Annotated in this window: 15 protein-coding genes, 2 tRNA genes and 1 pseudogene; 10 read left to right on the plus strand and 8 right to left on the minus strand. The window is 66.8% G+C overall.

All coding sequences use genetic code 11. The annotated features are described in order from the left end of the window. The first annotated feature begins 221 nt into the window (after positions 1-221). The 3 genes from aceE (at position 222) to CVA01_RS05300 (ending at position 4331) form a co-directional block, all read left to right on the plus strand. On the plus strand, positions 222-3005 hold the full coding sequence (gene aceE, locus CVA01_RS05290) for a pyruvate dehydrogenase (acetyl-transferring), homodimeric type (protein WP_141329194.1): 2784 nt from the start codon (positions 222-224) through the stop codon (positions 3003-3005). A 100-nt stretch (positions 3006-3105) separates the two neighbouring features. Next, complete coding sequence (locus tag CVA01_RS05295; protein WP_014009623.1) at positions 3106-3450, plus strand: acyl carrier protein; 345 nt, start codon at positions 3106-3108, stop codon at positions 3448-3450. Then, positions 3447-4331, plus strand: coding sequence for a serine hydrolase domain-containing protein (locus CVA01_RS05300; RefSeq protein WP_141329196.1), 885 nt, complete (start codon positions 3447-3449; stop codon positions 4329-4331). The genes CVA01_RS05295 and CVA01_RS05300 overlap by 4 nt, the downstream gene beginning before the upstream one ends. Here CVA01_RS05300 and CVA01_RS05305 read toward each other — a convergent pair. Further along, entirely contained in the window at positions 4328-5596 is a 1269-nt protein-coding gene (locus tag CVA01_RS05305; protein WP_141329198.1) for an alpha-hydroxy acid oxidase, read from the minus strand. The genes CVA01_RS05300 and CVA01_RS05305 overlap by 4 nt on opposite strands. Before the next feature lie 1278 nt (positions 5597-6874). Continuing rightward, a tRNA-Asn gene (locus tag CVA01_RS05310) sits at positions 6875-6946 on the minus strand. Positions 6947-7144: 198 nt separating this feature from the next. On the opposite strand from CVA01_RS05310, the gene CVA01_RS05315 reads away from it, so the two are divergent. From CVA01_RS05315 to CVA01_RS05325, 3 genes are all read left to right on the plus strand, one after another. After that, positions 7145-7218: transfer RNA gene (locus tag CVA01_RS05315), tRNA-Ile, on the plus strand. A gap of 362 nt (positions 7219-7580) precedes the next feature. After that, a complete protein-coding gene (locus CVA01_RS05320; RefSeq protein ID WP_141329200.1) occupies positions 7581-9629 on the plus strand; it encodes a neutral/alkaline non-lysosomal ceramidase N-terminal domain-containing protein in 2049 nt (682 codons plus the stop codon). A 111-nt stretch (positions 9630-9740) separates the two neighbouring features. Further along, positions 9741-10256, plus strand: coding sequence for a hypothetical protein (locus CVA01_RS05325; RefSeq protein WP_014009618.1), 516 nt, complete (start codon positions 9741-9743; stop codon positions 10254-10256). 6 nt (positions 10257-10262) lie between these two features. On the opposite strand, the gene CVA01_RS05330 is transcribed toward CVA01_RS05325, so the two are convergent. The 3 genes from CVA01_RS05330 to CVA01_RS05340 are packed head-to-tail and all read right to left on the minus strand — an operon-like array spanning position 10263 to position 12458. Further along, a complete protein-coding gene (locus tag CVA01_RS05330) occupies positions 10263-10646 on the minus strand; it encodes a metal-sensitive transcriptional regulator (protein ID WP_280528064.1) in 384 nt (127 codons plus the stop codon). Between the two features lie 46 nt (positions 10647-10692). Further along, positions 10693-11334, minus strand: coding sequence for an MBL fold metallo-hydrolase (locus tag CVA01_RS05335; protein ID WP_014009616.1), 642 nt, complete (start codon positions 11332-11334; stop codon positions 10693-10695). Between the two features lie 5 nt (positions 11335-11339). Continuing rightward, positions 11340-12458, minus strand: a complete 1119-nt coding sequence (locus CVA01_RS05340; protein ID WP_073884698.1) for an S-(hydroxymethyl)mycothiol dehydrogenase — start codon at positions 12456-12458, stop codon at positions 11340-11342. A gap of 126 nt (positions 12459-12584) precedes the next feature. Here CVA01_RS05340 and CVA01_RS15225 point away from each other — a divergent pair. Further along, positions 12585-12818, plus strand: a pseudogene (locus tag CVA01_RS15225) (hypothetical protein); the annotation flags it as partial. A 122-nt stretch (positions 12819-12940) separates the two neighbouring features. On the opposite strand, the gene dnaG reads toward CVA01_RS15225, so the two are convergent. Further along, positions 12941-14908 carry a DNA primase gene (gene dnaG, locus CVA01_RS05350; RefSeq protein ID WP_174775606.1) on the minus strand — a complete coding sequence of 656 codons (1968 nt, stop codon included), beginning with the start codon at positions 14906-14908 and terminating at the stop codon, positions 12941-12943. Positions 14909-15081: 173 nt separating this feature from the next. Between dnaG and CVA01_RS05355 the strand changes: the two genes are divergently transcribed. Together CVA01_RS05355 and CVA01_RS05360 are read left to right on the plus strand one after the other, a co-directional pair. Next, positions 15082-16839 (plus strand): GMC oxidoreductase, encoded by a 1758-nt coding sequence (locus CVA01_RS05355; protein ID WP_141329206.1) that lies wholly within the window; start codon positions 15082-15084, stop codon positions 16837-16839. Positions 16840-16852: 13 nt separating this feature from the next. Continuing rightward, positions 16853-17317, plus strand: a complete 465-nt coding sequence (locus CVA01_RS05360) for a guanyl-specific ribonuclease (RefSeq protein WP_141329208.1) — start codon at positions 16853-16855, stop codon at positions 17315-17317. Between the two features lie 26 nt (positions 17318-17343). Here the strand turns inward: CVA01_RS05360 and CVA01_RS05365 are convergent, their stop codons facing one another. Beyond that, a complete protein-coding gene (locus CVA01_RS05365; RefSeq protein WP_073884694.1) occupies positions 17344-18627 on the minus strand; it encodes a deoxyguanosinetriphosphate triphosphohydrolase in 1284 nt (427 codons plus the stop codon). Positions 18628-18638: 11 nt separating this feature from the next. Continuing rightward, positions 18639-19295 carry a YdcF family protein gene (locus CVA01_RS05370; RefSeq protein WP_141329210.1) on the minus strand — a complete coding sequence of 219 codons (657 nt, stop codon included), beginning with the start codon at positions 19293-19295 and terminating at the stop codon, positions 18639-18641. A 50-nt stretch (positions 19296-19345) separates the two neighbouring features. Here CVA01_RS05370 and CVA01_RS05375 point away from each other — a divergent pair, with 50 nt between their 5' ends. Then, on the plus strand, positions 19346-21379 hold the full coding sequence (locus CVA01_RS05375; protein ID WP_141329212.1) for a TPM domain-containing protein: 2034 nt from the start codon (positions 19346-19348) through the stop codon (positions 21377-21379). Positions 21380-21621 lie beyond the last annotated feature (242 nt).

Below are 21621 nucleotides of genomic sequence, written 5' to 3' on the forward strand. Positions count from 1 at the left end.
CGGCGTCACCGGGGTGAAGTACAACATGTTCTGGCACTGAATAGTAGGGGATCAGACGGTGCCGCACCAGAGCAGCGCAGATACAGAGTGCACCACCCCCGTCATTTCTCCCCCGAACCGAAGGTCCTCGGCAGGGTTAGGATCGGGAGGAGTGTGTTCCCACGGCCACCACCGCTGTGCCCCGGGGACGCCCACAGATTCCGCAAACCAGGAGGAACGCCATGAGCCCCGCCCACGACAGCCACTTCGGCAAAATCCGCGACGGTGTCGCGTCCTACCTCAAGGACGCCGATCCCGATGAGACCCAGGAGTGGATGGACTCCCTAGACGGTCTGCTCTCCGACGCCGGCCCCGACCGGGCCCGCTACCTCATGCTGCGGATGCTGGAACGCGCGTCCGCCCAGCGGGTGTCGCTGCCGCCGCTGCTGTCGACCGACTACGTCAACACCATCCCCACCTCGATGGAGCCGGAGTTCCCCGGTGACGAGGCGATGGAGAAGCGCTACCGCCGCTGGATGCGGTGGAATTCCGCGATCATGGTGCACCGCGCCCAGCGTCCCGGTATCGGTGTCGGTGGCCACATCTCCACCTACGCCTCCGCCGCCGCGCTCTACGAGGTCGGCTTCAACCACTTCTTCCGCGGCAAGGACCACCCGGGCGGCGGCGACCACATCTTCTTCCAGGGCCATGCCTCCCCCGGCATGTACGCCCGCGCCTTCCTCGAGGGACGCCTCTCCGAGGAGGACATGGACGGCTTCCGTCAGGAGAAGTCCAAGCCGGAGCACGGGATGCCCTCCTACCCGCACCCGCACGACATGCCGGAGTTCTGGGAGTTCCCGACCGTGTCGATGGGTCTGGGCCCGATGGACGCGATCTACCAGGCGCGGTTCAACAAGTACCTCGGCGACCGGGGTATCAAGGACACCTCCCAGCAGCACGTCTGGGCGTTCCTCGGTGACGGTGAGATGGATGAGCCGGAGGCCCGTGGCCTCATCCAGCAGGCCGCGGTGAACAACCTCGACAACCTGACTTTCGTGGTGAACTGCAACCTGCAGCGCCTCGACGGCCCGGTCCGCGGTAACACGAAGATCATCCAGGAGCTGGAGAGCTTCTTCCGTGGCGCCGGCTGGAATGTCATCAAGGTCATCTGGGCCCGCGAGTGGGACCGGCTGCTGGAGAAGGACCAGGACGGGCACCTCGTCAACGTCATGAACACCACCACCGACGGTGACTACCAGACCTTCAAGGGCAAGGACGGCGCCTACGTCCGCGAGTTCTTCTTCAACCGGGACCCGGAGACCGCGAAGCTCGTCGAGGACATGACCGACGAGGAGATCTTCGCCCTGCGCCGCGGCGGCCACGACTACCGCAAGATCTACGCCGCCTACCAGCGCGCCATGGAGACGAAGGACCAGCCGACCGTCATCCTGGCCCACACCATCAAGGGCTACGGTCTGGGCCACAACTTCGAGGGACGCAATGCGACCCACCAGATGAAGAAGCTGACCCTCGACGACCTCAAGCGCTTCCGCGACAAGCAGGAGATCCCGATCTCCGACGAGGTGCTCGAGGCGAATCCGAAGACCCCGCCGTACTACAACCCGGGTCCGGACTCCCCCGAGATCCAGTACATGCTGGAGCGCCGGAAGGCACTGGGCGGTCCGCTGCCGGAGCGTCGGGTGGAGTACACCCCGCTGAGCATCCCGGACGCGGACATCATGACACCGGTCCTCAAGGGCTCGGGCAAGCAGAAGGTCGCCACCACCATGGCCCTGGTGCGCACGCTCAAGGAGCTCATGGAGGACCCGGAGATCCAGAAGCGGCTCGTGCCGATCATCCCGGATGAGGCCCGCACCTTCGGTATGGACTCCTGGTTCCCGACGCTGAAGATCTACAACCCGCACGGTCAGAACTACACGCCGGTGGACGCCGACCTCATGCTCTCCTACAAGGAGGCCACGGACGGCCACATCATGCACGAGGGGATCAACGAGGCAGGCTCGGTCGCCGAGTTCATCGCCGCCGGCACCTCCTACGCCACCCACGGCGAGGTCATGATCCCGCTGTACATCTTCTACGCGATGTTCGGATTCCAGCGCACCGGTGACTCGATCTGGGCCGCCGCCGACCAGATGGCCCGCGGTTTCCTCATCGGTGCGACCTCGGGTGCCACCACCCTGTCGGGGGAGGGTCTGCAGCACATGGACGGCCACTCCCCCGTGCTGTCCTCCACCAACCCCTCGGTCGTCTCCTGGGATCCGGCGTTCGGCTACGAGGTCGCCCACATCGTCCGCGACGGTATCCGCCGCATGTACGGCGAAGGGTCCGGCCCGGACGGCAAGGGCGAGAATGTCATCTACTACCTCACCGTCTACAACGAGCCGGTCGAGCAGCCCGCCGCCCCGGCGGACCTCGATGTCGAGGGGCTGCTCAAGGGCATCTACCTGTACTCCCCGGCCGACAAGCTGGTCCGCGCCGGTGCGAACTCCACCGGGGACGCCGGCGACGCCCCGGCCTCCGACCTGCAGGCCACGATCCTCGCCTCGGGCGTGGGCATGACCGAGGCGATCCGGGCGAAGTCGATCCTGCGTGAGCAATTCGACGTCAACGCCGCCCTGTACTCCGTGCCGGCGTGGGCCGAGCTGGCCCGCGAGGGCCGCGACCTGGACCTCGACGAGCTGCGGCACCCGGACGGTGTGATCCCGAAGCCCTATGTCACCCAGGTCCTGGAGGACGCGAAGGGTCCGTTCATCGGTGTCACCGACTTCACCCGGTCGGTGCCGGAGATGATCCGCCCCTACGTCCCGGGCGAGTACACCACCCTGGGCTGCGACGGTTTCGGGTTCTCCGACACCCGCGCCGCCGCACGACGCTTCTTCAACTCGGACGCCGAGTCCGTGGTTGTCGCGGTGCTGTCCGCGCTGGCCCGTGACCACCAGCTCTCCTGGGACACGGTGAAGAAGGCCGCGGAGGATTTCCACCTCGACGATCCGACGAAGGCCTGACCCCCGCCGTCACCGCACGTCGGTGTTGCTAGTATCGGCGGGTATGTTCCCCGCCGGTGGCGGGGCAGTTCCCCACCCTCGACAGGAAGGTCCGTGACCCGTGGAGATCTCGCGTGAGGCCCAGGAGAAACTCGCCAGGGCGCTCGGCGGTGGCAGTTCCGACGATCAGTCGGAGAGTGCCGCGGACGCCGTCGAGGACGTGACCACGCTGGGCCGGATCGCCCGGATCATCGAGGATGTCTCGGGGGTCGATAAGGAGGTCGTGACCGCGGAGTCCGATCTCACCGCGGATCTGGACCTGAGTTCGGTCTCGCTCATCGAGATCTCGGTGAAGATGGAGGATGCGCTGCGGGTGCGCATCGAGGACGAGGACATCTGGTCCGCGAAGACCGTCAGTGACCTGGTTGATCTCGCCGAGAATCCGAAGGGTTCCTCCCCGGCATGACACAGCCGGGCGATGTTCTCGCGGAGACCGGTGACTGGCCGGTCGGGACTGTCGCCGCGGCGGTGCTGCGTTCCGGGGACAGCGCAGGAACACCTGTCGCCGCCACCGGTGACCTGCACCATGTGTTCGACCTGGCCAGTGTGAGCAAGCTGGTCAGTGCATATGCGGTCCTCATCGCCGTGTCGGAGGGCTGCTTCAGTCTCGAGGACACGGTCGCCGATGTCGCGGTCACCACCGGTCACGATGTCGACGGCCCGCAGGACGCCACAGTCCGTGAGCTGCTGTCCCACGCCTCCGGGATGGGGTTCCGCGGGCGGGACCGGGAGAAGGACGCCCGGACACGCCGGATCTACTCCTCGGCAGGCTTCGAGATCCTCGCCGACCTGGTGACGGCCTCCGTCGCGGAAGTCGGAATGGACTTCGCCTCCTACGTCCGCGACACGGTGTGCGAACCGCTGGGGATCGCTGAGGCGGAACTGGTCATCGGGGGCTCGGCCGGTCACGGTTTCCGTGGTTCGGTGGACGCGCTGTCACGACTGGCGGCGGAGTTCCTCTCCCCTACCCTGGTCCCGGAATCTCTGTGGGATGAGGGGCTGACCTGTCAGTTCCCGGACCTGGACGGGGTGGTGCCGGGCTACGGCCGGCAGCGCCCGTGCCCCTGGGGACTCGGGGTCGAACTGCACGGGCACAAGTCCCCGCACTGGCTGCCGTCGCAGATGCCCGAGGACGTCGCCGGTCACTTCGGCCAGTCCGGGACATTCCTGTGGTTCCACCGCGCGTCCGGCACGGCGGCGGTGGTCCTCACCGACCGTGCCTTCGGCGACTGGGCGAAGCAGCGGTGGGACGGGTTCAATGCCCGGTTGTGGGAGTCGCTGGCCTAGATCCAGTACCCGGAGGCCGCCTGGCTGGTGGTGGCGGTGACGTGATCGGGGGTGAGCTCGTCGATGCTGTTCACACCGCACAGCCGCATGGTGCGGGTGGCCTGCTCCTCGAGGATGTCGAGCATCCGGGCCACGCCCCGCTGTCCACCGGCCATGAGGCCGTACATGTAGGCCCGGCCGACCAGGGTGAAGTCTGCACCCAGGGCGACGGCGGCGATGATGTCGGCGCCGTCCATGATGCCGGTGTCCACACCGATGGTGACGTCCTCGCCGAGCGCTTCGCGGACCCTCGGCAGCAGGTGGAGTGGCACGGGAGCGCGGTCGAGCTGGCGTCCGCCGTGGTTGGACAGGATGATGCCGTCGGCACCGTGGTCGAGGACGCGACGGGAATCGTCGACGGTCTGAAGTCCCTTGGCGATGAGGTTGCCGGGCCACATGTCGCGGATCCAGTCGATGTCCTCGAAGGTGAGGGCGGGGTCGAACATGCGGTTGACGAGTTCGGCGACGGTGCCTGAGCTGCGGGAGAGTGAGGCGAAGGAGAGCTGTTCGGTGGTGAGGAAGTTGAACCACCAGGCCGGTCGGTAGGACGCGTCGAGGACGGTCTTCCAGGTGAGCTGCGGCGGGATGGAGAAGCCGTTACGGGTGTCGCGGAGCCGGGCGCCGGCGATGGCGGTGTCCACGGTGACGATGAGGTTGCGGTAACCGGCGGCCCAGGCGCGCTGCACCAGGTCCTTGGAAGCCTCACGGTCCTTCCAGAGGTAGAGCTGGAACCAGTTGTCGCCGTCCGGGGCATGCGTGGCGACGTCTTCGAGGGACGCGGTGCCCATGGTCGACAGGCAGAACGGGATGCCCTTGTCCGCGGCGGCGGCCGAGCCGGCGTATTCCCCTTCGGTCTGCATCATGCGGGTGAAGCCGGTAGGTGCCAGGCCGACAGGCATGCTGATCTCCGTGCCGAAGATCTCGGTGGAGAGGTCGGCGTCGGTGACGTCTCGGAGAACTCCGGGGTTGAACTCGAGGTCCCGGTAGGCCATGCGGGCGCGGTGGAGGGAGATCTCGTTCTCTGCGGCACCGTCGACATAGTCGAAGGGCGCCTTCGGGGTGCGACGCTTGGCGATCTGGCGGAGTTCCCAGACGGAGGTGGCCTTGGCGAGTTTCCGGCCGGTGATGTCGAGGGTCGGCTTCTCGAACTTCATCAGTTCCTTGAGGTCTTTGACCGGTGGGAACCTGCGCTTGAGTGCGGACGGGGTGGGGCGTGATGTCGCCATGGGGTGGGTGCCTCCTGCTGGACGGATCTGCTGACGGATCTACGCTACGCCGCAGGTGGCTGCGCACGGGAAAAGGCCCCGCCCACCCGGATGATGTCCGGGAGGGGCGGGGCGGTCGCTTCCCTGGGGCCTAGCCCAGGGAGGTGACGACGGCGTCGACCAGACCCTTGATACCGGTCGCAAAGATGTCGACAACGGTGGAAAGGAACTCAAGCATGGTAATTCTCCTTTGTGAGGATGGAATTCTCGTGTGCAGGACGATTCCTTCGCCCTGAAAACAAGCATAGTTGAGTGGCAGTCAGCTGTCCAGCGTCTGAGCGCAGAAAATTACATCTAATTTAACAGTATTCCATATATGTCAAAGTTCCCGGCCTGCCATGCAGGCCGGGAACTCAGACTGTCTTCGTGGTCGTGAAGACCACCTAGAGAATCAGAGCGACAACGGCCGCGACGAGAGCGGTGATGCCGGCACCGAGAAGGGTGACTACGGTTCCGATGAATGTAAGCATGGCGTCCTCCTGGGGACTTCTGGATTGACTCGTGTGCAGGACCTCTTGTGTCCTGAAAATCAGGTTACTCTCCACAAAACCGCAGGTCAACAGTTATTTTTGCAGACCATGACATGTATTAACTATGCCATGTGGCAATTCTGGTCAGTCCCGTGTGCTGCGGTTTTTCCCGCAACAGTTCTCAGGTCACGATATCGTCACGCTTCTCCCCCGTAATATACATTCCCCACTTCTCTCCCCGGACATGAAAAATCCCGCCCCACACAGTGGGCCGGGATCACTCATCACTACCGGGGACCAGCCCCGGTGATCAATTACTTGATCAGGGAGACGACAGCGTCGACGAAACCGGTGATGCCGGTGGCGACGAGGTTGACGACGGTCTCGATGAAAGCAAGCATGGTAGCTCCTAAAAAATTGTGGGATGTGCATCGTGCATAGGACCGATTCGTTCGGGCCTGCCAACGAACATACAGAATCCGGCCAGCCTCCACCAGTTTCCGGCAGTGAAGTTCCCCCCACGCAGGGGGATGCACAGGCGCTGCACGTGGTTGCGCGAACCTCCGTCACCCCTCTGCGGCGCCACGATTCCCACTCCCGTCGAGCACCCTGAACTTCCGTAGCGACATGCTGCAGGCCACCGGTTCCCGGTATTTTGCCGACAGAGACGCCGGCAGAGCCCCGTTCGGACAGACCGTTTTCCAGCACCCCGTACCCCACCCACGACGAAGCCCCGCCGCCTGCGATGCAGGCGACGGGGCTGGTGCGGCTCCCCCTACTGGACTCGAACCAGTAACCCTTCGATTAACAGTCGAATGCTCTGCCATTGAGCTAAGGGGGAAGGTGTTTTCCGGAGCCTTGCTCGGCCCGTTCAACGAGAATGTACTCTACACAGACCCCTCACAACCTCACAAGTCAGCACGTCACAGCACATTTCCGTTCGCCATCACGTCCCCGGTGTCCGCGTGCCGTCATCCCTCCACCTCCCTTGTCCCACCACAGTGATCCTCCGGCCACAGCGACCGCTACACTGTGCCGCGGGGCTATAGCTCAGTCGGTTAGAGCCGCGGACTCATAATCCGTTGGTCGCGGGTTCGAGCCCCGCTGGCCCCACCTGCAGAGGGGACGTTCTCCGCGACAGAGCGGAGTGCGTCCCCTCTTCCCGTCCCGCGACACCACCAGCTGTGAGCGGTCCCCGGCCCCGAGCTCGCGCAGCAGCCGGCTGACACAGGTCCGCGCCGTCGCCGGACTCTGATGAACAGGCTCGCTCCGACCTCGTCATTGGATTCACCGCGTCCTACACAGGCCAGGCCCTCACGCTCCCCGTCGGCCGCCTCGACGGCGAATTGCAGGCCCCGCGGGCCCACCCGGTGGCGATCGTCCCGGTCATGCTGGTCAACGCTCTGTGGGGTCCGATCGCGGGACTTCTCGCAGTTTCTGCTGCGAAACTTCGAACCCGGGTTTAGTCTCTTTTCATGCCTGCTAAAGTCTCGCGTCGAAGCGTCCTTGCCGGAATGGCCCTGCTCGGAGGCACTGTCCTGTGGAGTTCCCGTCTTCCGGGGTTCTCCCCCACCGCCGCCGCCGAATCTCCCCGAAGTGCAGGCGGCGCGGGGGTCGACGTCGGCCTCGGTATCGCGGACACCACCGGCGAGCCCCTGGGTGCCGGCATGGACGGCTACGCAGTCGCCGAGCAGACCACCGCCGGCATCCGCCAGCGACTGTTCTCCCGGGCCGTCATCTATGTCGACGGATCCACCGGCGACCGGGTCTGCATGGTCACCGTCGATACACCGCTGATGTTCCAGTCCGTCTTCCTCGAGGTCATCCGCCGTCTGCAGCAGACCCACGGAGACACCTACCGGGCGGACAATGTCGTCCTGCAGGCCACCCACACCCACGTCGGTCCCGGTGGACGCTCCGGGCACGCCATGGTCGACCTGGTCTCCGTGGGATTCCGTCCGGTGACCTTCGAGGCCCAGGTCACCGGCATCGTCCGCTCCATCATCCGCGCCCACGACACCATCGGCCCGGCCGAACTCACCCTCACCAGCACCGAGCTGGACGAGGTCGGCGCGAACCGCTCCCACCTCGCCTTCGAGCGCAATCCGCAGGAGGACAAGGACGCCAACCCCGGCGGTATCGACCGCACCTCGGTGACCCTGCACATCTCCCGCAACGGCTCCCCGGTCGGGCTGGTGAACTGGTACTCGATCCACGGCACCGCCTTCGGCCCCGAGATCCACCACATCTCCGGGGACAACAAGGGCTACGCCGCCTGGTCCGTGGAGACCGATGCCGGAGTGGACCACCGCAACCTCGACAACGCCCCGTTCATCGCGGTCTTCGCCCAGGGAACGCCCGGAGACATCACCCCGAACATGGGCCTGGTGCCCCATTCCGGCCCCGGTGGCGCCGATGAGAAGGCCAGTGCCCGGATCCTCGGCGAGCGCCAGGCGTCCGCTACGACGACCACCGACGGCACCCGCGTGGACGGCTCCGGAGTGACCGGGCGGGCGCAGTGGGTCGACATGGACCGCGTCCAGGTCGACGGGAAGTGGACGCCGGACGGCAGACCCGGCGCGACGGGGCCGGCGGTCCTGGGGTCCGCCTTCGCCGCGTCCAGCCAGGAGGACGGGGGCGGCCTGGACTTCGACATCGGACTCAATGAGGGCGAGCGGGGAGGATCGCCGTGGGTCCACCAGCTCAACCAGGTCGCGCCGATCCCCGAGGATGTCCGGAAGGTCCATGAGCCCAAGGACATGCTTCTGCCGATGGGCTACGTCGACGGGATGATCCAGCAGCGGCATATCTTCAGTGTGTGGCGTATCGGCGGCCTGGTCGTGGTCTCCCTGGGGTTCGAGCCGACCACCACCTCGGGACGCCGACTCCGTCAGACGGTGAGCACTGCAATGGGCGTGTCCGAGGACGCCGTGGTGGTGCAGGGCTACAGCTGCGGCTACGGCCACTACATGACCACGCCCGAGGAGTATCTGCAGCAGGACTACGAGGGCGGGGCGACGGCCTTCGGCCGTTACACATTGCCCGCGGCACTGCAGACCGTCGACCGGCTGGCCCGGGCGCTGGCGTCCGGGGAGAAGATAGGGACGGGGCAGCCGGCCGGAGATCTCACGGGCATCATCCCGGACTCCCCCGCCGCCCTGGCACCACCGGACATCGAGTTGCCGGGACGACGCTTCGGCGACGTGCTCTCCGGTGGAGGTGATGTAACCGTCGGGCAGACGGCATCGGTGGTCTTCGCCGGGGCGAACCCGAACAACAATGTCCGCCTGGAGGACGGCTACCTGCTGGTCACCCGGCCCGACGGGACGGTCGTCGCCGACGACTCCTCCTGGTCGACTCTGCTCACCTTCGCCCGTGATCTCAGCGGGGTGCGCACCACGGTCGACTGGGACACCACCGACGCCGAACCCGGCGACTACCTGGTAAAACTCCGCGGGGACGCCAGGGGCGTCACCGGCCAGGTGACCCCCTTCGAGGGCACCGCCAAGGTTCGGGTGGTGTGACGGTCGAACGACCGTTCACCCCTGGAACTACCCCTGTCGTGTCCGCGCACTAGATTCTTCTCCGGTTGACCTCCATGGCGAGGTCAACACCCACACGACTGAGGAGAATCCATGAAGTCCCGCCTGTCCGCGCTCATCGGCGCGGCCATCCTTACCGGAGCACTCGCCGCCGGCTGCACGTCCGACGACTCCGGTGACGCCGGTGAGTCCACCACCACGACCCCCACCACGACCACGACGAGTGCTGCCTCCACTAGCAGCTCTGCGGTCGACGAACCCGACCCCACAGATGCCCTCGACAATCCCGTGGAGTCTGAGGTCGAGGAAGAGCTCTACACCCCCGCGCCTGTCCCGGAGGTCCAGGATGTTCCCGCGTCCGCACCTGCGTACGGCGTGCCCTGCTCCGCGGCCCAGGTCGGCATGCCTGCGACCGGTGCCGACGGCACGTCGCTGGTGTGTGTCGGTATGGGCGCAAACGCTCCGGCGACGTGGGTCTACGGCCCCGAACCCGCAGGTGTCGGCACTGCCTCTGACGGTGGTGCATGTACCGAAGGCGAGGCAGGCGGCCAGGACGACAGCGGCCACATGATGATGTGTGTCGGCGGACAGTGGGTCTACGGCCCCTAAACTCCCCTACTTCACCAGCCGCGCGACGGCCGCGGAGACCTCGTCGAGCTTCTCCACGGCCTCGTCCCCACCCTGCTGCGCGGCGTGGAGCACGCAGTGCTGCATGTGGTCATCCAGCAGTGCCAGGGCCACACCCTTGAGTGCGGACTGCACCGCAGTGATCTGGGTGAGGACGTCGATGCAGTACTCGTCCTCGTCGACCATGCGGTGCACCCCACGCACCTGGCCCTCGATCCGCTTGAGGCGGGCGAGGTAGCGCTTCTTCTCCGGCGTGTACCCGTGCGCGGCGGGCTCGTTGGAGCAACCGCATCCGCAGCCGTCCACGGGATGCTCCGTGGTCGATGCTGCGAGCAGGTCGATGTCCTGGAGGTTCATGTCGCCGGTACCCATGTACCGATATATACCCCCACGGGGTATCGGTGGCAACCCTGACCCCTTAGTGCCCCCGGGCGATCCATTCCTCGAGGTGCGGCGCCTCAGCGCCGATCGACGTGGCGTCCCCGTGGCCGGTGTAGACCTCGGTGTCGCCCGGCAGGGTCAGCAGCGACCCCTTGATCGAGTCGATGATGGTGCCGAAATCGCTGAACGACCGGCCCGTCGCACCGGGGCCGCCGGCGAAGAGGGTGTCGCCGCTGAGCAGCACCTTCGCCTCCGGCAGGTACAGGCAGCAGGAGCCCGGCGAATGACCCGGCGTGTTGATGACCTGCAGGGTGGTGCCCGCGACCGAGAACTTCTCACCGTCGGCCAGATCAGCGTGACCGACACCCGGGTGGGTCTCGTCCCACAGCATCTGGTCGCCGGGGTGGACGTAGATCTGCGTGTCCAGCCGCTCCGCCAGCTCCGGCGCCACAGTGATGTGGTCGTTGTGGGCGTGGGTGCAGATCACCCCACGGACCTTCCTGCCGTCGACGGCATCGACGATGGCGTCGGCGTCATGGGCGGCGTCCACGACGAACACCTCGTCATCGTCACCGACGATCCAGATGTTGTTGTCGACCTCCCACTCCCCGCCGTCGAGGGCGAAGATGCCGTGGGTGACGACCCGGTCGATGCGGAGGCCGGATTCAGATGAGGACACGCTACTCACAGCTCCACCACCGAGCGCAGGACCGTGCCGGCCTTCATCGTCTCGAAGGCCTCCTCGACGGCGTCGATACTGATGCGCTCATCGACGAAGTCTCCCAGCGGGAAACGCCCCTGCAGGTAGAGGTCGGTGTAGAGCGGGAAGTCACGCTCGGGCAGGCAGTCGCCGTACCAGGCGGACTTCAGTGAACCGCCGCGACCGAAGACGTCCGGCAGCGGGAGGTTGAGTTCCATGCCGGGGGTCGGCACACCGACGAGAACCAGGCGTCCCGCCAGATCGCGCATGTAGAAGGCCTGCCTGTAGGTCGCGGGCACACCCACCGCGTCCACCACGACATCGGTGCCGATGCCACCGCAGATCTCGTAGACGGCCTGCACGACCGGCTGGTCCTCGCCCTCGGCGGAGGGATCACCCGGCAGGGACGCGGAGTTGATGACGTGCGTGGCACCGAACTCCCTCGCCCGCTCGAGCTTCTCGTCGGAGACGTCGATGGCGATGATCGTCGTCGCTCCGGCGAGCTTCGCACCGGCGACGGCGGCCATACCCACACCACCGCAACCGATGACGGCGACAGACTCGCCGCGCTTGATCTCACCGGTGTTCACTGCGGCACCGAGGCCGGCCATGACGCCGCAGCCGAGCAGTCCGACGACCGAGGGATCGGCCTCCGGGTTGACCTTGGTGCACTGTCCCTCGTGGACGATGGTCTTCTCGATGAAGGCGCCGATGCCGAGTGCGGCCTCCAGCTCGGTGCCGTCGGCCAGGGTCATCGGCTGCGAGGCGTTGAAGGTCGCGAAGCAGTACTTCGGCTCACCCTTCTTGCAGGCGCGGCACTCGCCGCACACCGCACGCCAGTTGAGGACGACGAAGTCACCGACGGCGACGTGGGAGACCTCGGAGCCGACGGTCTCGACGATGCCGGCGGCCTCATGCCCCAGCAGGTAGGGGTAGTTGTCGCCGATGCCGCCGTTGCGGTAGGCGAGGTCGGTGTGGCAGACGCCGCAGCTCTGGATCTTGACGATGACGTCGTGTGCGCCGGGGTCGGGGACGACGACATCCACGAGTTCGACGGCGGCGTTCTTCTCACGGGCGATGACGCCCTTGACGGTGGTGCTCACGGGTGCACGGTTCCTTCCACTGGGGTTCACTGACAGTAAACCGTGGTTCACGGCCTGCCGCCACTCAGGGAACCAGCTTACCGGCGAAACCCGTGACACGTCCGCCACTGCGATAGGGTGGACGTCATGATCCAACTCGTCATCGGAGCAGCAGCCGGCTACGTCTTCGGAACCAAGGCAGGGCGCCGCCGCTTCGAACAGATCCGCGGCGGCTACGAGGCCGTGATCAACTCCCCGGTCACCCGCAAGGCCGTCACCGCCGGCAGGAAGGCCCTGGCCGACCGCCTCGATCCGGAGCCGCGGATGCGCGAGGTCCGCGACCTCAAGGGCACCTCCCGCTCCTCCCTCACCGCGAACGACGCGCTGCTCGAGGACGACCTCGTGGACCACGAAGAAGACCGCGTCATCTCCTCGGAGAGCCGTCGCATGAAGGACGCCAAGGGCCGCCGTGTCCAGGACCAGGACGGCCGCGGCAACCGCCGTTAGTCCCCCAGTTCGCCGTAGCTCTGCGCCTGCTCCTGCAGCGTGCGACGGTACTTCTCCAGCGCCATGAGGTCGGCGAAGGTGGCGTTGTACTCCTTCTTCTCCGCCGCACCCAGGTCCGGACGCATCCGCTGCATCCGTGACTTCAGCTCGGCGATCTCGGCACCGACCCACCGTTCCTCCATCCGCGCCACCACGGCCCGGGCGTAGAACGGCAGCCGTTCGGCGCGGCAGCGCGGTTCCTCCACCGCCAGCTCACTGATCACGGCCCGGCACATCGGGTCCTTCGTCGCCGCACTCACGGCATCCAGCCATCCGGCGCCGCCGGCAGTCACCGACCCCACGCCCCCGGCCTCCTGGATCGCCGTGGCCACGGCCATGTAGGTAGGGTGCTCGAAACTGTCGGTGAGCAGGCCGTCGGCGTCCTTGCCGACCAGTCCCGGCTCCTGGAGCATCAGCTTCAGGACCTCCCGGACCGGACGCAGATACACGTCCTCCGGATCCGGGCGCTGCAGCAGCGAGACTGGGGCGTCCGCCGCCTGCGTCTGCTCGGCCGCGGCCCGCCGGTTCGCCCGGGCCAGCCCCTCCCGCAGCTCCGGCACCGCGTCACGGTGGCCGGAGTGACGGGCGGCCTTGCGCACCTGGTTGACGACCTCGGAGGGGTCCGACCAGGACAGCCAGCCGGATGCCTGACGCGCGTACTCGTCACGCAGGGCGTCATCCCGGATGCCGGCGAGGACCGGGACCACCCGGCGCAGGGCGTCCACCCGGCCGTCGACATGGTGGGTGTCGTAGCCGCGGATGATGGTGCGGATGACGAACTCGAACATGGGGATCCGGGAGGCGACCATCTCACGCACCGCGGCGTCCCCACGCTCCATGCGCAGGTCACAGGGGTCCATACCGTCGGGTGCGACGGCGACGTAACTACGTCCGGTGAACTTCTGGTCACCCTCGAAGGCGCGCATCGCCGCTTTCTGACCGGCCTCGTCGCCGTCGAAGGTGTAGATGATCTCACCACGGAAGAACTGGTCGTCGAGCATGAAGCGCCGAAGCATCTGCAGGTGCTCCTCACCGAAGGCGGTACCGCAGGCGGCCACCGCCGTGGTCACCCCGGCGGCGTGCAGCGCCATGACGTCGGTGTAACCCTCGACCACCACAGCCTGGTGGTCGGCACTGATCGACTTCTTCGCCCGGTCGAGCCCGAAGAGCACCTTGGATTTCTTGTAGAGCAGCGTCTCAGGCGTATTCATGTACTTGCCGAGTTTGTCGTCCTCGAAGAGCTTGCGGGCACCGAACCCGATGACGTCCCCGGCGGAGTTCCGGATCGGCCACAGCAGCCGACGGTGGAAGCGGTCGATGGGACCACGGTTACCCATCCGGGACAGGCCGGCGTCCTCCAGCTCCTTGAAGCTGAAGCCGCGGCGCAGCAGGACCTTCGTCAACGTGTCCCAGCCGTCGGGGGCGTAGCCGCAGCCGAACTGCTCGACAAGTTCGTCGCTGAAGCCACGGTCGCGCAACATCGCGCGGGCCTTCTCCGCGCCCGGGTCCCTGCTGTCCATGTCGAGGAACCGGGCGCGGTAGAACTCCTGGGCCGCCCGGTTCGCCGCGATGAGCCGCTGCCGGGTACCCGGTTCGACCCGGTTCACCGGGCCGCCACCCTCGTAGTTGATGTGGTAGCCGATCCGCTCGGCGCACTGCTCGACAGCCTCGGGGAAGGTGACGTGCTCCATCTTCATGAGGAAGCTGAAGACGTCCCCGCCCTCGCCGGTCGCGAAGCAGTGGAAGTAGCCCTTGTTCGGACGCACATGGAAGGACGGTGTCTTCTCGTCCTTGAACGGGCTGAGGCCCTTCATCGAGTCCACGCCACCCGGGGTGAGCTGGACGTACTCGCCGACGACCTCCTCGATCGGGGTCTGCTCCCGGATCGCGGCGATGTCGGTGTCCGGAATGCGTCCTCGTGCCATGCCGACCATCGTATGCCACCAGATCTTTCCGTATCTTCCCGTATCGCCACGGCACTGCCCCCGAATCCCTATGCTTTTGTGAACATCCATGATCTGACCACCACTGCACAACCCGACCGACCGTTTCCGGAGTGACTCCCCGGGGGCATCGGCACCGAAAGGGATGACCACCCATGGCTTCATCGGCCACGCACTATGACGTTCTCATCGTCGGCTCCGGATTCGGCGGATCCGTCTCCGCCCTGCGCCTGACTGAGAAGGGCTACTCCGTCGGTGTCATCGAGGCAGGACGCCGTTTCGAGGACAAGGACTTCGCGAAGACCTCCTGGCACCTCAAGGATTTCCTCTGGGCCCCGAAACTCGGCTTCTACGGCATCCAGCGCGTCCACCTGCTCAAGGACGCCATGATCCTCGCCGGTGCCGGTGTCGGCGGCGGCTCCCTGAACTACGCCAACACCCTCTACAAGCCCGGCGACAACTACTTCCACTCCCCCGCCTGGGACCACATCACCGACTGGGAGGACGAGCTCACCCCCTACTACGAGCAGGCACGCAGGATGCTTGGCGTGGTCACCAACCCCACCGTCACCCCGGCGGACAAACTGTCGAAGCAGGTCGCCGAGGAGATGGGTGTCGGCGACACCTTCCGGATGACCCCGGTCGGCGTCTTCTTCGGCAAGAAGGTCGGTCTGGAGGGTGAGGAGGGCGAGACCGTCGCCGACCCCTACTTCGGTGGTGTCGGACCCGACCGCACCGCCTGCACCGAGTGCGGCGAGTGCATGACCGGTTGCCGCCACGGTGCGAAGAACACCCTGCTGAAGAACTACCTCTACCTCGCAGAGAAGGCCGGCACCGAGGTCCACGACCGATCCACGGTGACCTCCGTACGCAAGCTCGGTGCCGACGACGAACCCGGCTGGGAGATCACCGTCGAGCGCACCGGACCGGTGTTCGGGAAGAAGAAGACCACGACGTTCACGAGCGACTACATCATCATGGCCGCCGGGACGTGGGGCACCCAGAACCTGCTCCACCGCCAGAAGGAGGACGGCAACCTGCCGAAGCTCTCCGACCACCTCGGCCAGCTCACCCGCACCAACTCCGAGGCCCTGCTGGGTGTGGGTCTGTGGAAGAAGGAGCCGGAGTACGACTTCCACAAGGGCGTCGCCATCACGTCGAGCTACTGGCCCGCACCGGACACCCACATCGAGCCGGTCCGCTACGGTATCGGTTCCAATGCCATGGGCATGCTGCAGACCATAAACACCGACGGCGACACGAAGTGGCCCCGCTGGGTCGAGTTCCTCCGCCAGCTCGCGAAGAACCCGAAGGCCGTCAAGCTGGTCCTCGACCTGCGAGGCTGGTCGGAGCGCACCATGATCAACCTGGTCATGCAGGCCCGCGACAACTCCCTGACCACCAGCCTGAAGAAGCTCGGACCACTGCGCCTGCTCACCAGTCGGCAGGGCGAGGGCGAGCCGAACCCGTCCTGGATCCCCGAGGGCAACGAGGCGACCCGTCGCGGTGCCGCGCACTTCGACAAGGCCGTCGCCGGTGGCGTCTGGCCGGAGGTCTTCAATATCCCGCTCACCGCCCACTTCCTCGGTGGCTGCACCATCTCCGACACCCCGGAGACCGGCGTGGTCGACCCCTACCACCGGGTGTGGAACTACCCGTCGATGTTCATCACCGACGGGTCCTCGATCACCGCGAATCCGGGCGTGAACCCGTCACTGTCGATCTCGGCGAACGCGGAGCGCGCCGCAGCCCTGTGGCCCAACAAGGGCGAAGCGGATCCGCGTCCGGCCCAGAGCGGGATCATCGGAAACTACCGTCGCGTGGATGCGGTCCAGCCGCACGGTCCGGTCGTCCCGGCGTCCGCCCCGGGGGCTCTGCGCCTGCCGCTGACAGTGGTGAAGTCCGCCGTGTGATTCACTGTTCACCGTGAGCACAGGAGAATCCGGTAAGAACAAAACCATCCTCGGCAGCATCGTCGGCGCGGTCGTCGTCCTCGCCGCCGGCTACTTCGGGGTGGACGCCGCCACCGGTGGCGACGACTCGAACGACAGCCACGCGTCCTCGGCGTCCTCCGATATCTCCGCCTCCGGCGACTCCTGCGCCGTGGACACCCTGCCGGATCGGGCCGACGAGGTCATCGACGCGATCCTCGACGGCGGCCCGTTCGACCACGGTGACCACGATGGCAAGCACTTCGGCAACTACGCATCCGCACTGCCCTCCGAGAACTCCAGCTACTACCGCGAGTACACGGTGGACACCCCCGGCATCAACCACCGTGGTGCCCGGCGCATCGTCGTCGGCGGCGGCTCAGACACCGACCCGGACGTCTGGTACTACACCGACGACCACTACGAGTCCTTCTGCTCCATCCCCGACGCGGAGGACTGACTGGGACTGACTGGGACTGACGGGGACTAACCCCAGGCCGCGCTCTCGGCGCGGACCAGCCGGTCGATCCGTTCCAGCCGCGATTCCGTGTAGGACGCCACCTGGTCGACGATCACGCGCTGCCGGTCGGCGTCACTGTCCACCTCGGTCCACCAGGCGCGGAACACCGGGTCGAGCGTGCCCGGGGCGCCGGCAGCCAGATACCCGGCCACCCGGTAGATCCGGTCGCGCTGCCGGTCCTGGTTGGCCAGGTGCCGCTTCTCGTCCATGACATAGAGCACCGCCACCGACTTCAGCAGCGTCACCTCCGCCACCACCGGGGCAGGGATGACCAGCTCGGCGGAGTAGCGCCCCAGCCCGCCGGTGCCCGGATACGCTGCCCGGGTCGCGGTGACCACGGCGGTGACGTACCGGCTCACCAGCTCACTGGTCAGTGCCTTGAGCGCCACGAGATCCTGCAGCCCGCCACGGAAGTCCGCGGCCCGGGCGACGAGGTCCATCTCCCGGAGCCGGTCAGCAGCCTCCAGCAGTTCGGCGGGGTCACCGCCGAAAGCGGCGGCACCCTTCTCCGCCAGGGCGGCGAGTTCCACGAGATCCCAGAGGACGCCGAGGGTGATGCGTCCTGACAGGATCCCGTCCTCCACGTCGTGGACGGAGTAGGCGACATCATCGGCCCAGTCCATGACCTGGGCCTCCATCGCACGCCTGCCCTCCGGGGCACCCTCGCGTACCCAGTCGAAGACCGCCAGGTCCTCGGCGTAGCAGGAGTACTTGCGACGACGGTTGCCCGCGGCGTCCACCGGACCCCAGGGGTACTTCGCGGCGGCGTCGAGGCTGGCGCGGGTGAGGTTGAGGCCGTGGCTGGCACCGTCGGCCCCGAGGACCTTCGGCTCCAGGCGTACCAGGATGCGCAGCGTCTGGGCGTTGCCCTCGAACCCACCGCAGCCGGCGGCGACGACATCGAGTGCCGTCTCCCCGTTGTGCCCGTAGGGCGGGTGACCGATGTCGTGGGTCAGTCCGGCAAGCTCGCACAGGTCCGGGTCCATCCCGAGGGCGGTGCCGATGCCGCGGGAGATCTGCCCGACCTCCAGGGAGTGGGTGAGCCGGGTGCGGGGCGTGTCCCCCTCCCCCGGTCCGACGACCTGGGTCTTGTCCGCCAGCCGACGCAGCGCGGCACTGTGCAGGACGCGCGCCCGGTCACGGTCGAAATCCTCCCGGCCGTCAGGCAGCGCGCCGGCGACACCGAGGTGCTTCGCCGGCGTCGGCAGGTAGCGGGCCAGATCGTGGGTGGTGTAGCCGTAGCGTTCCATGGCTCTGCCTGTCACTCCTTCACCGTGTAGTCGCCGCCACCGTTGCGGGTGACGCGGTAGTACAGCAGTCCGCCGGTCTCGTGGAGGATGCTGTCGAGCTGTGCCTGGCGTCCGGAGACCGCCGGGCCGGTGCGGGTCGGCGAGGCATGCGCGCTGACCCCCTGGTCGCGGACCATGTCCGTGGCACGCAGCGAGTGCGCCGGGTCGGTGACGACGACCACGCTCCCCCAGCCCTCCTTGTCCGCCTCATCGCCGAACAGTTCGGCGGACTCGAGGGTGTCGGAGCCGTGGACGATGGTGGAGATGTCGGACGCCGGGACGCCCTTGTCCTCCAGGTACCTCTCACCGGCCTCGGCCTCGGTGTAGACGTCGCCGTCGAGCTTGCCGCCGACTGTGACGATCCGCGGGGCGACACCGTCGTTGTAGAGGTCGGCGGCGTGGTCGAGGCGGGCGGCGAACCAGTTCGACGGCGTGCCGTTGTACTGGGCGGCACCGAGGACGAGGATGGTGTCCGCCTCGCCCCGGTCGTCCTGGCGGGCGTAGGCCCAGACGTGACCTGCGGTGACCAGGGTGATGACCAGGGCAACGACAATGGTGCCGACGATCATGTACAGGAGTCCGCGGATTCCGGCACCCACGGCACTTCCCAGGTTCTTCCACACAGTCATGCAGACAACTCTACGCACCGGCAGGTCCGAATCCGGTTATTGTTGTACGTATGTGCGCTGTGAATTCTCCTTCCCCTTCCGCGTCGGGTGACCGACGTTCACGACGCTTCGTGGCGTCCCTCGCGATCGCCGGTCTCACCGGTCTGGGGGCGGCCGGATTCAGTGCCGCCCTCGCCGCCCCCGCGACCGCAGAGACCTCGGTGCTCGCCCAGACCGCGACAGACACCGACATCACCCTGGACTCCCAGGTCGTCGACGACGCCGGTGTGCTCTCGGATTCCGAGAAGTCGGAGATCTCCGACCTGCTCGCCAAGGGCCCGAAGGAGACCGGGGTGAAGGGGTACCTGGTGTTCGTCGACAACCAGGATCCGCAGTCTCTTGCCCCTCAGCTCCAGTCCGAGATCGGCATCAACAACGGCCTCGTCATCGTCATCAACACCAGTGACCGGACCTACGGGACAGCACCCGGTGCGAAGGTGCCGACATCCGTCACCACTGACGTGAATTCTGCAATCAAGGAGAACAGGGGCGACGGATTCCCGGAAGGCGGCAAGGCCGTCGCCAAGGTCCTCGCCGATGAGTCAGACGGCGGCAATTCCGCCTGGCTGTGGGGCGGTGTGGGTGTCCTCGCCGTCGGTGGCGGTGGCGCCGTGGTCTGGTCGAAGAAGAAACGGCGCAAGGACGAGGCCGCCGAGGTCGAGACCACTCGCTCCATCACCCCGGGCGACTCCTCCGACCTGGCCCAGCAGCCCACCCACGCACTGCGTACCGTCGCCGCCGAAGAGCTGCAGTCCACCGACGAGTCCATCCGCAAGGGCGCCCAGGAGCTCACCACCGCAGAGTCGGAGTTCGGTGTCGAGCGCACCCGGGAGTTGCGGAAGGCGCTTGAATCGTCCCAGCGCACCCTCTCCCAGGCTTACGGCGACCACCAGCGCCTCGCCAACGGCCTGGTCCGCGACGAGGCCGAAGAGCGCGACATCCTCATCGGCATCATCGCCAACTGCGGTACCGCCGACAAGAACCTCAACGAACAGGCCGAGCGTTTCGCCACCCTGCGTGAGAAGCTCATCAACGCCCCCGAGATCGTCGACAAGCTCTTCCAGGAGACGGTGGACCTGCGCACCCGCGTCCCCCGTGCCCGCACCACGCTGGAGTCCCTGACATCCCGCGTCGACCCCGCCCTGCTGTCCTCGGTCATCGACAACCCGGACATCGCGGACGCCGAGATCACCCAGGCGGAAGAGGCGCTCAGCCGTGCCCGTGAACTGCTGAACCTCCCGCCCGGCGAGCAGGGCGAGCTGGTGGACGCCGCCCGCGCCGCGCGAATGGCCATGAACCAGGCCGCCAGTCAGCTCGACAGTGTCGACCGCGCTGAGGTCCAGCTGCGTGAGGCCCAGTCCAACCTGGAATCCCTCATCGACGAGGTTGACGGTGAGATCACCGAGGCCACCGAGCACGCCGCCAGCAATGCGGAACTCGACCGCACCGCCCTTGCCGCCGCTGTCGAGAAGGCGAAGACCGCCCTGGCCGACGCCCGCTCCCGCGGCTCCCAGGATCCGCTGGGCACCTACTCGGCACTGCTCGAGGCAGATGGAGAACTCGACATCCAGATCGACGAGGCCCGCGGTGCCCGCAACTCCTACGAGCGGACCATCGCCATGGTCGACCGCACTATCGCCGACGCCACTGCGCGCCTGCAGAGTGTGGAGGACACGATCCACACCCGTGGTTCCATGGTCGGTGTGACCGCCCGTTCCCTCGCCCAGTCCGCCGGGCAGGCCCTCGGCGATGCCCGCCGGATGCGCGACACCCGCCCGAAGGACGCCTTCCATGCCGCCCAGCAGGCGAACAACATCGCCTCCCAGGCCGCCCAGCACGCGCAGAAGGACATCGACGACTACAACCGTCGCCACAACAACTACGGTGGCGGCTCCGGAGCCGGTTCCATGGTCACCGGCCTGGTCCTCGGTTCTCTGCTCAGCGGCCACGGTGGGTTCGGTGGCGGCTTCGGAGGCGGCGGATTCGGAGGCGGCGGCGGTGGCGGCGGCGACTTCGGCGGCGGCGGAGACTTCGGCGGCTTCTGACCCCCCGACCGCTCCCCCGCGTACGATTCTCAGCAGGTCCGATACCTAGCGGGAATCGTACACTTTTGTCTTGAGAAGCTGCCAGGTCAACTCCCTGGTTCGGGGCTTCTCCTGCGGCCGGTGCTGGCGGTCAGCATTCGTACTCTCCTACGAAATATCCCATCATCACCGACGCCGGGTCCTCCGGGCCGGGAGAGAATATATAGGGCACCAGGTCAGCAGGTGTCACCATCGGGGGGGGT

The organism is Corynebacterium variabile, assembly GCF_006539825.1.
GTDB lineage: Bacteria > Actinomycetota > Actinomycetes > Mycobacteriales > Mycobacteriaceae > Corynebacterium > Corynebacterium variabile.